10 protein-coding genes are annotated in these 13465 nt (G+C 67.7%); 8 read left to right on the top strand and 2 right to left on the bottom strand.

Features of this window, described 5'->3' with window-relative positions; all coding sequences use genetic code 11:
• Nucleotides 1–27: 27 nt before the first annotated feature.
• The 7 genes from ACZ4WS_RS28525 to ACZ4WS_RS28495 all read left to right on the top strand — a co-directional run bounded on the left by ACZ4WS_RS28525 (nucleotide 28) and on the right by ACZ4WS_RS28495 (nucleotide 8091).
• Nucleotides 28–1362 carry an ABC transporter substrate-binding protein gene (locus tag ACZ4WS_RS28525; protein WP_467984765.1) on the top strand — a complete coding sequence of 445 codons (1335 nt, stop codon included), beginning with the start codon at nucleotides 28–30 and terminating at the stop codon, nucleotides 1360–1362.
• A gap of 161 nt (nucleotides 1363–1523) precedes the next feature.
• Nucleotides 1524–2327: a rhamnogalacturonan acetylesterase gene (locus ACZ4WS_RS28520; RefSeq protein WP_467984763.1), complete on the top strand. Its 804-nt coding sequence runs from the start codon at nucleotides 1524–1526 to the stop codon at nucleotides 2325–2327.
• A 27-nt stretch (nucleotides 2328–2354) separates the two neighbouring features.
• Entirely contained in the window at nucleotides 2355–3668 is a 1314-nt protein-coding gene (locus ACZ4WS_RS28515) for a pectate lyase family protein (RefSeq protein ID WP_467984761.1), read from the top strand.
• Between the two features lie 2 nt (nucleotides 3669–3670).
• Nucleotides 3671–4813: a pectinesterase family protein gene (locus ACZ4WS_RS28510; protein ID WP_467984759.1), complete on the top strand. Its 1143-nt coding sequence runs from the start codon at nucleotides 3671–3673 to the stop codon at nucleotides 4811–4813.
• 1 nt (nucleotide 4814) lies between these two features.
• A complete protein-coding gene (locus ACZ4WS_RS28505; RefSeq protein ID WP_467984757.1) occupies nucleotides 4815–5828 on the top strand; it encodes a pectinesterase family protein in 1014 nt (337 codons plus the stop codon).
• Between the two features lie 87 nt (nucleotides 5829–5915).
• Nucleotides 5916–7028: a right-handed parallel beta-helix repeat-containing protein gene (locus ACZ4WS_RS28500; RefSeq protein WP_467984755.1), complete on the top strand. Its 1113-nt coding sequence runs from the start codon at nucleotides 5916–5918 to the stop codon at nucleotides 7026–7028.
• 268 nt (nucleotides 7029–7296) lie between these two features.
• A complete protein-coding gene (locus ACZ4WS_RS28495; RefSeq protein ID WP_467984753.1) occupies nucleotides 7297–8091 on the top strand; it encodes an HAD family acid phosphatase in 795 nt (264 codons plus the stop codon).
• Between the two features lie 6 nt (nucleotides 8092–8097).
• On the opposite strand, the gene ACZ4WS_RS28490 is transcribed toward ACZ4WS_RS28495, so the two are convergent.
• Complete coding sequence (locus tag ACZ4WS_RS28490) at nucleotides 8098–10311, bottom strand: glycoside hydrolase family 43 protein (RefSeq protein ID WP_467984751.1); 2214 nt, start codon at nucleotides 10309–10311, stop codon at nucleotides 8098–8100.
• A gap of 238 nt (nucleotides 10312–10549) precedes the next feature.
• Here ACZ4WS_RS28490 and ACZ4WS_RS28485 point away from each other — a divergent pair, with 238 nt between their 5' ends.
• Entirely contained in the window at nucleotides 10550–11707 is a 1158-nt protein-coding gene (locus ACZ4WS_RS28485; RefSeq protein ID WP_467984749.1) for a right-handed parallel beta-helix repeat-containing protein, read from the top strand.
• Nucleotides 11708–11780: 73 nt separating this feature from the next.
• Here ACZ4WS_RS28485 and ACZ4WS_RS28480 read toward each other — a convergent pair whose 3' ends face one another.
• Entirely contained in the window at nucleotides 11781–13463 is a 1683-nt protein-coding gene (locus ACZ4WS_RS28480; RefSeq protein WP_467984747.1) for a rhamnogalacturonan lyase B N-terminal domain-containing protein, read from the bottom strand.
• Between the last annotated feature and the right edge of the window lie 2 nt (nucleotides 13464–13465).

The following is a 13465-nucleotide window of genomic DNA, read 5'->3' as shown; positions in this document are numbered from 1 at the left end:
TTGGATCCAGAAGAAGAGAGCCGACCAATGAAGATCAGCATTCGCAGAAGCAGGCGTGCCGCCACGGCCGTCGCCCTGGGCTCCGTGCTCGCACTGACCGCCACCGCCTGCGGTGACGACGGCAGCGGCACGGGAGACAAGGGCAACGAGGGTTCCGGCAAGGGCGAGATCACCTTCTGGGACAACAACGGCGGTGTCCGCACCGACATCTGGAAGCAGATCATCGCGGACTTCGAGAAGAAGTACCCGGACATCAAGGTCAACTACGTCGGAATACCCGCCGCGAGCGCCCAGTCCAAGTACGACACCGCCATCCAGGGCGGCGGCCTGCCCGACGTCGGCGGCGTGGGTACCGCCATGCTCGCCGAGGTCGCGGTTCAGGGAGCACTCGAGCCGCTGGACAGCCGGCTCGAGAAGAGCTCGCTGAACGGCAAACTGGGCCAGAACCTGCTCGACAGCAGCCGGGCCGCGGGCGGCGGTGACGCGCTTTACCAGGTGCCGACCTCCGCCAACAACGGCACGCTGTGGTACCGGACGGATCTGTTCAAGTCCGCAGGCCTCGACGCGCCGACCACCTGGACCAACTTCTTCAAGGCCGCCGACAAGCTCACCGACCAGGGCAAGAACAAGTTCGGCTTCACCATCCGCGGTGGCGAGGGCTCCATCGGGCCGGCCCTGGACGCGATGTACGGCCAGACCGGCATCACCTCGTTCTGGAACGGCGACAAGACCACCGTCAACGACCCGAAGAACGTGGCCGCCCTCGAGAAGTACGTCGCCCTGTACAAGGAGGACACCCCGTCCGCCGACCTCAACAACGATTTCACCAAGATGGTCGCCCAGTGGGACAGCGGCACCATCGGAATGCTGAGCCACAACCTCGGTTCCTACCAGGACCACCTGAAGGCGCTGGGGGCGGACAAGTTCCGCGGCATCCCGAACCCGACGCTGGACGACGGCACGCGCGTGCAGGTGTCCAACCCGGTCGACGGACTGAGCGTGTTCAAGTCCAGCAAGAATAAGGCGGCCGCCTGGAAGTTCATCGAGTTCGCCGTCTCGGCCGAGGAGAACTCCAAGTTCAACGAGTCCGCGGGCCAGGTGCCGGCGAACACCGAGGCCGCCAAGGACGCCTGGATCCAGAAGGCCGAGCCCACCAAGCTGGCCGCGGAGGCGCTCAACGGTGCCAGCACCAAGATCGTGCAGCTGCCGTACTACCTGCCCGACTGGAACACCATCTCCAAGGCCGACAACGAGCCGAACTACCAGAAGGTGCTGCTCGGGAAGATGAGTGCGAAGTCCTTCCTGGACACGTTGGCCGAGCAGCTGAACGCCGCTCAGGCGGACTGGAAGGCCAATCACTAGGCCTGGTGGCTTGGTTGTGCGCGGTCGGTCCGTGGTCGTCAGGTTCTATTGCGGCCGCGGGCCGGTCGTGGCTGGTCGCGCCCACGCGGCGAAGCCGCATGTTGACACAGCCCCGCGCCCCTTTGGGGCGCGCTCTGCCCCCTGTTGAAAGGCACAGCCCCGTGTCCCTTACCCGCAGACAGGTCACCACCGCGGCGCTCGCCGCCTTACCCCTCGCCGTTGCCGCGTCGTCCCCCGCGTTCGCGGCGCCCTCCGCCAGAAGGCACCGCACCCTCTACATCGCCGGTGACTCCACCGCCGCTCAGAAGTACGCCGATGCCGCTCCCGAGACCGGCTGGGGGATGGCGCTGCCCTTCTTCCTCCACAAGGATCTGCCGGTCGCCAACCATGCGGTGAACGGGCGTAGTTCGAAGAGCTTCATCGATGAGGGGCTGCTGGACGTCATCCTCGAAGCGATCCGGCCCGGCGACTTCCTGCTCATTCAGTTCGGGCACAACGACGAGAAGAGTGCCGACCCCCTCCGCCACACCGAGCCGTGGACGACGTACCAGGACTATCTCCGTCAGTACATCGACGGGGCTCGGGGCCGTGGCGCGCGGCCCGTGCTCGCCACCTCCGTGGAGCGCAGGAAGTTCGACGCGGACGGCAACGCCGTGGCGACCCATGGCGACTACCCGGCGTCGATGCGCGCCCTCGCCGAGGACGAGCATGTCGCGTTGCTCGACATCCAGGCGCTGTCGCTCGCCCTGTGGCAGCAGCTCGGTGTCGAGGAGACGAAGAAGTACTTCAACTGGACCGAGACCGAGCAGGACAACACGCATTTCAACCCGCCCGGTGCGATCGCCGTGGCCCGTCTCGTCGCCGCTGGGCTGTTGCGCCGCCGGGTGATCACGCCCCGGGACGTACGCCGTCTCGACGAGCAGATCCCCGAGTCCTGGATCACCTGGCCGGAAGCCACCGCGTAACCCCTTCCTCAGAAAGCGAGCCGCACAATGAACGGACAGAAGTGGCATGGACACGTCACAGCACTCGCGCTGGTCGGCTGCACCGCCCTGGTCCTCGCCGTCACGGGCACCACGGCGCAGGCGCAGAGCCGCGACCTCGGCCGAGAGACCCTGGCCGCCGGTGACGGCTGGGCCTCCGACGGCACCGGCACCACCGGCGGTTCGGCCGCCGACGCCGCGCACGTCTACACCGTCACCACCTGGGACGAGTTCAAGGCGGCCCTGAAGGACGGCGGCACCGCGCCGAAGATCATCAAGGTCAAGGGCACGATCGACGCCAACGCCGAGGGCTGCGACTCCTTCGCCGTCGACGGCTACGACTTCGACGCCTACCTGGCGAAGTACTCGCCGGAGAACTGGGGGTACGACACGAACCTGGACGCCGAGCCGGACGACAGCCCCGAGGGTCTGCGCCGTGCCTCCGCCGCCGTCCAGGACACGGCCATCAAGGCGAACGTGCCCGCCAACACCACCATCGTCGGCATCGGCAAGGACGCGGGCTTCAAGGGCGCGAGCCTCCAGATCAAGGCCGTCGACAACGTCATCGTCCGCAACCTCGCCTTCGAGAGCCCCCTCGACTGCTTCCCGCAGTGGGACCCGACCGACGGCGACACCGGGAACTGGAACTCCGAGTACGACAGCGCGGTCGTGTACGGGTCCACGCACGTCTGGCTGGACCACAACACGTTCACCGACGGCGACCATCCCGACAGCACGCTGCCGACGTACTTCGGACGCCTCTTCGAGCAGCACGACGGCGAGCTGGACGTCGTCAAGGGCGCGGACTACGTGACCGCCTCCTGGAACGTGTTCGCCGACCACGACAAGACGATCCTGATCGGCAACAGCGACAGCGCGTCCACCGCCGCGGTCGACCGGGGGCACCTGAAGGTCACCTTCCACCACAACCTGTTCTCGGGCCTCGTGGAGCGCGCGCCCCGCGTCCGCTTCGGCCAGGTCGACTCGTACAACAACCACTTCGTGGCCGACTCCACGTACTCCTACAGCTTCGGCATCGGCATGGAGTCCCAACTCGTCGCCGAGCACAACGCGTTCACACTGCCGGACGGGACCGGCGCGGCCACCGTCCTGAAGAAGTGGAAGGAGGCGCCGGTCACCGCCGACGACAACTACGTCAACGGCTCGCTGACCGATCTCATCGCCGTGCACAACGCGGAGGTCCCGGCCGAGACGCTCCAGTCCGGTGCCGGGTGGACGCCCACCCTGCGGACGAAGGTCGACTCGCCGAAGGCGGTTCCGGGCATCGTCGACCACCGCGCCGGCGCCGGAAAGATCTGCTGACCATGGCCGAACTCCCGCTCAGCAGAAGGGCGTTCATCGTCGCGAGCACCGGAGCCGCGCTGGCTCTGGGGCTCGCGGCCCCCGCCCGCGCCACACAGCGCTCCGTCTTCGGACGCTACGGTTCGCCGTCCGCGCGCCTCACCGAGCAGACCCTGTACGTCCACCCCGGCGGCCTCGGCGACCACACCACCGTCCAGGCCGCGGTGAACGCCGCGACCGGTGCGGGATACACGCTGGTCATCGCGCCCGGTGTGTACCGCGAGACGGTCTCCGTCGGGGTGACCGACCCGGCGACGGGGCTGCCCGGCGTCGCGGGGACCGAGCTGACCTGGATCGGCGCCTCCGAGGATCCGCGCGATGTCGTCGTCGTGTACGACAACGCCAACGGCAAGCAGAAACCGGACGGTTCGGGCACGTACGGCACCACGGGGTCGGCCACCACCACCGTGCGCACCGACGGCTTCACGGCCCGCTGGATCACCTTCGCCAATGACTGGCTGCGCGCCGACCACCCCGAGATCACCGGCACCCAGGCCGTCGCCATCAAGGTCCAGGGCGACCGCTCGGCCTTCGAGCACTGCCGCTTTCTCGGGCACCAGGACACGCTGTACGCCGACTCGATCGCGCTCGGCACCTTCGCCCGCCAGTACTACCGCGACTGCTACATCGAGGGCGACGTCGACTTCGTCTTCGGCCGGGCGACGGCGGTGTACGAGCACTGCCACTTCCACACCCTGAACCGCACGGACCTGGCCGCCGCCCCGTACGGCTTCGTCTTCGCGCCGTCCACCGCCCTCGCCAACCCGCGCGGATACCTGGTCACCCGGAGCCGTGTCACCAGCGAGGCCCCGGACGCGTACTACAAGCTGGCCCGCCCCTGGGTGCCCGGCTCGGACACCACCGCCCGGCCGATGCTGACCGTCCGCGACACCCGCCTCGACGCCGGGACCGACGCGGGCGCGCCCTATACCAACATGTCGGACAGCTACCCGTGGCAGAGCCAGCGGTTCGCCGAGTACCGCAACACCGGTCCGGGCGCCGTGATCAGCGTCCCGGAGAACCGGCCCCAACTCACCGAGGAAGAAGCTGAGTCGGCGACCCGCGAGGTGTACCTCGGCGACTGGACCCCGTGGAAGGGGTGCTGAGATGCGCCGACGTGCCTTTCTCGCGGCCGGGGCGCTGACGGCTCTCGGCGCGACTCCTGCCTTCGCGGGCGGACGCCGGGTCCTGCACGTCCGCCCCGGCGACTCCGTCCAGGCCGCCGTGGACGCGGTGGAGGGACCCGGCTGGACCATCGTCGTCCATCCGGGCACGTACCGCGAAGTCGTCAACATCCCTGCGGAGAACGCGGACTTGACGCTGCGTGGCGCCTCCCACGATCCGCGTGACGCCGTCCTCGTGTACGACAACGCCAACGGGACGCAGAAACCGGACGGTTCCGGAACGTACGGCACCGCGGGCTCCGCCACCTTCACGTCGGCGGCGCCCGGTCTGACCGTACGCGGCCTGACGATCGCGAACGACTGGCTGCGCGCGGACCACCCGGAGATCACCGGGACGCAGGCGGTCGCCGCGTACATCACCGGAGACCGCTCGCACGTCTCGCGGGTACGCCTGCTGGCGCACCAGGACACCCTGTTCGCGGACACCACGGCGCTCACCGCCTTCGACCGGCAGTACTACCGCGACTGCTACATCGAGGGCGACGTCGACTTCGTCTTCGGGCGGGCCACCGCCGTCTTCGAACGCTGTCACTTCCACACCCTCGACCGGGACGTCACGTTCAAGCCCGAGGGGATGGTCTTCGCGCCGTCCACCGCCCGCGCGAATCCGTACGGGTTCCTCGCGGTGCACAGCCGGGTCACCTCCGGCGCCGAGGACGCCGCGTACAAGATCGCGCGGCCGTGGGTGCCGTCGTACGAGACGACTGCCTGGCCCTCGCTCGTCGTACGGGAGACGGAACTCGGCCCCGGTATCGACGCGGTCGCGCCGTACATCAACATGCGCGAGGCCTACCCGTGGCAGTCCATGCGCTTTCGCGAGTACCGCAACACCGGCTCCGGCGCGGAGATCACCGTGCCGGAGAACCGTCCCCAGCTCACGGACGCGGAGGCCGAGGCGCACACCCGTGCCACGTACCTCGGCGACTGGCGTCCCTGAACCACCGGCAACCTCCGGCACCGGAAACCTCCGGCACCGGAGTTCCCCGGCACATCCCCGCAGGAATCGACGAAAGGACCGCACTCCATGTCTCGTCGTACCGCCCGCACGCTCGGCGCCGCCCTGGCGCTGGGCGCCGGCCTCGCCGCACTCCCCACCCAGGCCCATGCCGCGACCGTCGTCGTCTCCACCACCGCCGAGCTGACCAGCGCGATCGCCGGCGCGTCCGCGGGCACCGTCATCCAGGTGCGCGGCGGCACGTACTACCCGCCGGCCACGCTCCAGTCGACGGCCAACGGCACCTCGTCGAGCCCCGTCACCCTCCAGGCGTACGGCTCGGAGACGGTGAAGATCGACGGTTCGTCGCTGCCCGACGGCGACTGGATCTTCAAGCTGACCGCCGACTACTGGAACGTCTCCAACATCACCTTCCAGAACTCCCCGGACAGCGCCGTCGTCTGCCAGTCCTGCACCGGCACGAACTGGAACAACATCAAGACCATCAACGGCGGCGACTCCGGCTTCACGCTCACGGGTGACGGCACCGTCAACAACACGGTCAAGAACATCGACTCGTACGGCAATTACGACCCCGCCAACCATGGCGAGAACGCGGACGGCGTGGCCGTGAAGTTCGGCTCCGGCACCGGCAATCTGATCACCGGCGCCCGCCTGTACAACAATTCGGACGACGGGATCGACTTCTGGTCCTTCTCCTCGCCCGTCACCGTCGAGCACACCTGGTCCTTCGGCAACGGCAAGAACCGCTGGTCGGACACGGCCTTCGCGGGCGACGGCAACGGCTACAAGCTGGGCGGCGACGGCGAGGTCGTCGCGCATGTCGTCAACAACTCCGCCGCCTGGGACGACGCGGGCAATGGCTTCACCGAGAACAGCAACACCGGCGCGATCGTCATCAACCGCACCACCGCGTACGCCAACGGCAAGTACGGCTACTACTTCGCCACCAGCTCGGCGAAGCTCGGCAAGAACCTCGCCGTCAGCAACGGCAGCGCGGCCGTCTCCAAGGGCTCCTCGGTGACGTCGGCCGGCAACAACTGGGACTCCGGCATCTCCACCCCGTCCTTCGTCTCCACGGACGCGACGACCACGTACAACTCCCGCCAGTCCGACGGCTCGCTGCCCGCGACCACCTTCCTGACGACGGGCAGCAGCACCATCGGCGCCACGATGAACTGATCCCGCCCGGGGAGCGAGAAGGAGAGAAGCGGGCCGGAGGTCCGGCCCGCTTCCGCAGTCACCGGCGCTCCGGCCGGGAAGAAGCCGCCGATGTTTCCCCAGCCGTCCACCCCCGGCCAACTCTTCCCTTCATGCCACCAGTTGGGATGAGGGGAATTTCCTGTGGGTGAGGTATCGATCGGATAAAGGCTCTCGCGCGGTGTGCGTGATGCGCGTAGACAGTGCGTGACCTGGTGCGGAATCCAACACACCCAGATCCGGAGAATCCATGCGGAAGTCCCTCAGAGCGGCAGCCATCACTGCCGCTTGTGCCGTCGCCGGTGCTGCCCTGTACAGCACCGGCGTGGCCACCGCCGACCCGTCGACGGCGAACAGCACTACGGAGCCCCACAACATCGGGCTTCTGGTCACGGAGATCAACACCTACTACGGCGCCAAGCTCGACAGCAACGGCGTCTACCAGGCCTCCTCGGACAGCCCGTACGCCAAGGACCTGGCGAGCCTCGAGGCCGACGCCGAGAAGTACATAGACAAGGCGGCGCGCAAGGCCCACCACAAGGGCGAGAAGCCCGCGGTCGTCTTCGACATCGACGACACGCTGCTGCTCTCCCTCGACTACGAGAAGAAGACCAACTACGTCTACAACTCGACCTCTTGGGCCGATTACGTGGCCAAGGCCGACCGTCCGGCCGTCTTCGGCACCCCCCAACTCGTCGCGTACGCCGAGTCCAAGGGCGTCGAGGTCTTCTACAACTCGGGTCTGAAGGAGTCGCAGCGCGTCTCCGCGGTCGCGAACCTGAAGAAGGTCGGCGCCGACATCAACCTCGACGCCGACCACATGTTCCTCAAGGACACGGCCAACCCGCCGGGGTACCTGAGCGACTGCGCCACCGCCGGTACCTGGACCTGCACGACCGTGCAGTACAAGTCCGGCACCCGCAAGCACATCGAGTCCCTCGGGTACGACGTCATCGCCAACTTCGGCGACCAGTACTCCGACCTCGACGGGGGCTACGCCGACAGGACGTACAAGCTCCCGAACCCGACGTACTACGTCGGCTGAGCCCCTTCAGGAACGGTCGGTCCGTACGGGGCGGATCGACTCCAGGGTCGGCAGCACCGGCTTGATCGTTTCGTCGGCCGCGAATTCGAGGCGGTCGACGGTGGTCTCCCGGTGCGTGCCGTCCCCGCCCGGCTTCCCGGGGCCGTTCAGGGCGAACCGGTGATAGACGATGTACCAGTCGTCCGTGCCGGGGACGTTCACCACCGAGTGGTGACCGGTGCCCTTGATGCCGTACTCCGGGCGCTTGGACAGGATCGTGCCCCGCTTGGTCCACGGACCGAGCGGGGACGGTCCCGTCGCGTAGGCCACGTGGTAGTTCTCGCTGCGGGTGTCGTCCTCGGACCACATGAAGTAGTACGTGCCCTGCCGCTTGACCACGAAGGACCCCTCACGGAAGTCCGCCTGGGTGATGTCCTTCACCCGCGCCGCGTCGAACGACACCATGTCGTCGTTCAGCGGCACGACGTATCCGTGCCCGTTGCCCCAGTAGAGATACGACTGGCCGTCGTCGTCCGTGAACACCGCCGGGTCGATCATCTGGCCCGTGAACTGCCCCTTGGCGATCAGGGGTTTGCCCAGCGCGTCCTTGAAGGGGCCTGCCGGGGAGTCCGCGACGGCCACGCCGATCTGCTGCTCCGCGCAGAAGTAGAAGTAGTACTTTCCGTCGCGTTCGGCGATCGCGGGCGCCCAGGCGTTCTTGTCCGCCCAGGACACATCAGGACCCAGGTCGAGGATGACTCCGTGGTCCTTCCAGTGCACCAGGTCCTTCGACGAGTACGCCTTGAAGCTCGTCCCGCTCCAGCCCGCGTAGCCGTCCGTCGTCGGATAGATCCAGTAACGGCCGTCCAGGTACTGGATGTCCGGGTCGGCATTGAGACCGGGGAGCAGCGGACTTCGCGTGGGCACCGCCTCGACCGTCCACGTCCGCGTCGTTCCGTCCGCCGCCGTCACGGTGTACTCCCGCGGCTTGCGGAAGTCGCGGCGCGTCCCGGAGGCGGGGGTGACCGTCGCGCCCTCGCCTACCGTCAGCCGCGGGGCCAGCTTCGCGAGGTCGGCGTCCGGCTTCATCGGCAGCACGACCTTCGAGGCGGACTCGGTGACGACCGCGTAGCCCTGCTGGTGGGCGGCGGTGGCGTCCACGACCGAGGTGGGGCTGACCGGATACGCGGCGAGCAGCCGGTCGTACTCGGCCTGCGTCACCGGCATCACCGTGCCGTGCCGCGGGCTCGCGGGCAGCTGGTAGTTCGTGGACATGGTCCACTTGCCCGAGTCGAGGTCGGTGGTCTCGAAGGGGACGTAGCCGCGGCCGCCGTACTCGTCGATGAAGAGGTACCACTTGTTCTCGGTGTTGGACTTGAAGACCGTCGGGCCTTCGCCGCGGTCGATCGAGCCGCTGCCGACGCAGTCGGAGACGAAGTCGTACGACGTGTCGGTGAGCGTCGTCGACTTCTCCGCGGTGATGAACTTCGAGCAGGGCGAGTCGGACGACGGGTTCCGTTCGTCCTTGGTGAAGCGGTAGTAACTGCCCTTGTTCTTGATGACCGTTGAGTCGATCACCGAGTAACCGGGGTCGTCCCAGACCTGCGGCTCGCTGAAGGTGCGGAAGTCCTTCGTGGTGGCGTACAGCATCTTGTTGTACGTCGATCCGGTGTGCTCGGGATCGTCGTCGGCGTACAGCTTGGAGGCCCAGAAGACGACGTACTCGCCGAGCGTGTCGTCCCAATAGGCCTCAGGCGCCCAGGTGTTGCCCGCGTTGTCCGGGGCGATCTTCACCAGTCGCTGGTCGGTCCAGTGGACCAGGTCGGTGGACTCCCAGATCATGATGGACTTGCTGCCGTGCCGCTGGACGTCGTCCCAGCTGCCGCTGCTGTTCTTGTACATCTTCAGGTCGGTGGCGATCAGATAGAACTTGTCGCCCTCGGGGGAGCGGATCACGAACGGATCGCGCAGGCCCTTCTCGCCGAGGTCGGAGGTGAGGACGGGCTGGCCGGCATTCAGTTCCCGCCAGTGCAGCGGGTCGTCGCCGCGACTGAGGGCGTAGCGGATCTGCTCGCCGTCGGCGGTGCCCTCGCCGGTGAAGTAGGCGAAGAGATAGCCGGCGTACTTCTGGTGTGTCACGGGCGGTGCTCCGGAGTATGCGGGGCTGGGGGGTGCGGCGAGCAGGCCCAGCAGAAGGGCGAACAAGGGGATCAGGAGCGTGCGGGCGGTGCGGCGTCGCATGACACATCCTGGGGGAGTCTGGTGGATTCTGTGGGATGAACTGCCCTCGGAGTGTTACCAGTTGGGAACGGTGCGTCAATTGATGTGGACGGGGCAGGGGAGGCCGAAAAATTTCGATCGCTTTCGTATGGACCTTGGCAACCTTCTCGGCCGTGGCGGCGACCAGGGATCAGAAGCGGGCCGGGGCGGCCCCTCCGGCCCGCTTCGCAGCCCCATTCCCTAGGAAAGGAACCGCCCCGTGCGTCAGAGCACCGGACGCCACCGCCGAACCCGTACGCTCTCGATCGCCGCCGCGGTGGCCGTCGCCGCGGGGGCGGGCGGCGTCTACTTCGGCCTGTCGGACAACGGAGAAGCGCAGGCCGCCGCCACGACGGTCACCGTCTCCACCACCGCCCAGCTGGAGTCGGCCGTCGCCAATGCCGCCGCCGGTACCACCATCCAGGTGCGCGGTGGGACGTACTACCCGACGTCCACCCTCAAGTCCACGGCGAACGGCACCAGTTCGTCGCGGATCACGCTCGCCGCGTACGGCAGCGAAACGGTGAAGATCGACGGTTCCAAGCTCGCTGCCGGCTCCTGGCTGGCCGGGATCTACGGCGATTTCTGGACCGTCCAGAACATCACCTGGCAGAACTCGCCCGCCCAGGGCTTCGTCGTCACCTCGTCCGTCGGCGGCATCTTCAAGAACCTGGTCACCGCGAAGAACGGCGACTCCGGCTTCACCCTGCGCGGCGACGGCACGACCGACAACCTCGTGCAGAACCTGGACAGTTACGGCAACTACGACGCCGCGGGCCATGGGCAGAACGCCGACGGCATCGCCATCAAGTTCGGCTCCGGCACCGGCAACAAGGTCACCGGAGCGCGCCTGTACAACAATTCGGACGACGGCCTCGACCTGTGGCAGTTCTCCTCGCCGGTCACCATCGAGCACTCCTGGTCCTACGGCAACGGCAAGAACCGCTGGAACGACTCGGCCTTCGAGGGCAACGGCAACGGTTTCAAGCTGGGCGGCGGAGGCGTCACGGTCGCGCACGTCGTGAACAACAACGCGGCCTGGGACAACACCCTGAACGGCTTCACCGAGAACTCCAACACGGGCGCCATCATCCTCAACCGCAACACCGCCTACGCCAACACCGAGGCCGGCTTCTACTCCGCCACCGGCAAGGCGCGGCTCGCCCGGAACCTCGCCGTCAGCAACAAGGGCGGCCTGGACAAGCTCGGCTCGTCCACGGTCTCCGCGGCCAACAACTGGGACAGCGGCATCTCGACGCCGTCCTTCAAATCGACCGACGCGACAACCGCGTACGGCTCCCGCTCGTCGAGCGGCATGCTGCCCTCGACGACGTTCCTGACGACGGGCTCCACCACCATCGGCTCGACGATGAACTGACCTACGTCACAAGGGCGAACGCCCCCGCCGGTCGTCACCGGCGGGGGCGTTCCTCTGACTGGCCGAGGGGGGCTCAGGCCAGCAGATCCAGGCAGTCGAACGACGTGCCGGGGCTCAGGAACGCCGAGCCCGTCGAGCCGCTGACCACGTTCAGTTTCAGCACGTTGTACTGACTGGTGTCCGTCTTCCACGCACTGGAAGGGACGTTGAAGGTGAACGTGTGGTTGTTTCCCCGGTACGAACCCGTGGTGAGCGAGCGCGTCGAGGGCTGCGTGGGCGCGGAGGGGATGGCCGACACCCAGTCGTTGACCGTCACACGCGGACGGCCGTTGATGTACGCGTCCGTCACGCCGACGCGCAGGGTGTGCGCGGCGGCGGCCTGCGCCGCGGTCAGCTTGAAGTAGACGAGGATGCCGTCGTTGACGTCCTTCCAGATGTACGCCGGGAAGGACGCGGCCTCGCTGCCGCTGCCGATGGTGACGTTCCCGGTCCACTTCGAGGCGCGGGTGTCGGACGGGTGCGCGTACGTCAGCAGCCGGGCGTTCTTGAACTCGCCGGGCGTGCCGTCCCAGTCACCGAGCCGCCAGACGGTCCGCGCGGCGGACGGATCGCCGGTGAGGGTGATCGTGTGCAGTGAGGTCGTCGCGCCGGCCGTCACCTTCACCTCGGCCGTCTGCACGGCGAGTTCGCCCTTGTAGACGGTCAGCGTGTACGTCCCCGGAAGCATCCCCGGGCAGGAGAAGGCGCCGGTGCCGGAGGCGGCCTTCGACCAGTACCGGGCATCGGAGTTGGCGAAGCCGACCGTGTACGCGTACGCCGCGTCCATGCCCTTGAGGCCGACGCCCGCCACCTTGCCGCGGCCCGCTTTGCCCACCCAGCCGGTGATGCCGAGCCCGTCCACCCACGAGGTGTCCAGGTTCGCGTGGAACAGCGTCGAGGAAGGCGCACCACCGTCGGTGAAGTTCAGCACGTACGGGCCCTGGAGCCCGAAGCGCTCGGCCTCCGTCTGGGCCTCGTTGTAGTGCAGGATCTCGTACAGCCCGGCCCCGAGGTCGTTCGAATGGCGCAGCAGCGAGCGGTAGAACGGGCCGCCGGAGGCCTTCTCGTGGTTGGAGCGCACCAGCCACAGGGCGGCCGAACCGGTGGTGAAGCCGATGTAGTCGTAGTCGATCGTGCGCTTGCCCGAGTAGTGCTTGGAGTGCGTCGTGCCGTCCGAGCGCTTCCAGACGTCACCCGCCTCGATGACCGTGTCCGAGGCCTCGATCCAGGAGTCCGAGCCCTCGTTGGGGAAGACCCCGGCCTTGAGGCGGACGATGTAGCGGGTCGCGGTGAAGGACGCGTCCGCCTTGTCCGTCCACAGGTAGACGCTGTTCTGGCCGCTGCGGGCCGCGTACCACTGGGTGATCGCGCCGTGCACCACCTTCACCAGGATCGTCGACCCGGAGTGGGTGAGGGTGACGGTGGAGGCGCCGAGGCCCGACTCGACGTGCGAGTGCTTGCCGCCGTAGCCCTCGTACTCCTTGCCCTTGTAGGCCAGCGAGGTGATGTCGCCGGTGGACTTGGAGATCTTGAAGACCAGCGAGGCTCCGGTGTCGATCACATAGTGGGAGCCGTCGTCCGTGTAGCCGAAGGTCGCGGCGGAGGCGGACGACAGGAGGCCGGTGCCCGCGGCGACGGCGACGCCCGTGGCGGCGACGCCGATCGCCGAGGCCCCGAGCACACGTCTGCGGGCGAGGCGTTTCCCGTGGGTGCTCAAAG

The sequence above is a fragment of the Streptomyces sp. NPDC029292 genome, from assembly GCF_055569295.1.
This window is presented reverse-complemented; position numbering and strand designations above follow the sequence as displayed.

Excerpts from the sequence above, each read along its gene's own strand:
- ACZ4WS_RS28525 (WP_467984765.1), top strand. The coding sequence starts at position 28 with ATGAAGATCAGCATTCGCAGAAGCAGGCGTGCCGCCACGGCCGTCGCC.
- ACZ4WS_RS28515 (WP_467984761.1), top strand. The coding sequence starts at position 2,355 with ATGAACGGACAGAAGTGGCATGGACACGTCACAGCACTCGCGCTGGTC.
- ACZ4WS_RS28510 (WP_467984759.1), top strand. The coding sequence starts at position 3,671 with ATGGCCGAACTCCCGCTCAGCAGAAGGGCGTTCATCGTCGCGAGCACC.
- ACZ4WS_RS28505 (WP_467984757.1), top strand. The coding sequence starts at position 4,815 with ATGCGCCGACGTGCCTTTCTCGCGGCCGGGGCGCTGACGGCTCTCGGC.
- ACZ4WS_RS28500 (WP_467984755.1), top strand. The coding sequence starts at position 5,916 with ATGTCTCGTCGTACCGCCCGCACGCTCGGCGCCGCCCTGGCGCTGGGC.
- ACZ4WS_RS28495 (WP_467984753.1), top strand. The coding sequence starts at position 7,297 with ATGCGGAAGTCCCTCAGAGCGGCAGCCATCACTGCCGCTTGTGCCGTC.
- ACZ4WS_RS28490 (WP_467984751.1), bottom strand. The coding sequence starts at position 10,311 with ATGCGACGCCGCACCGCCCGCACGCTCCTGATCCCCTTGTTCGCCCTT.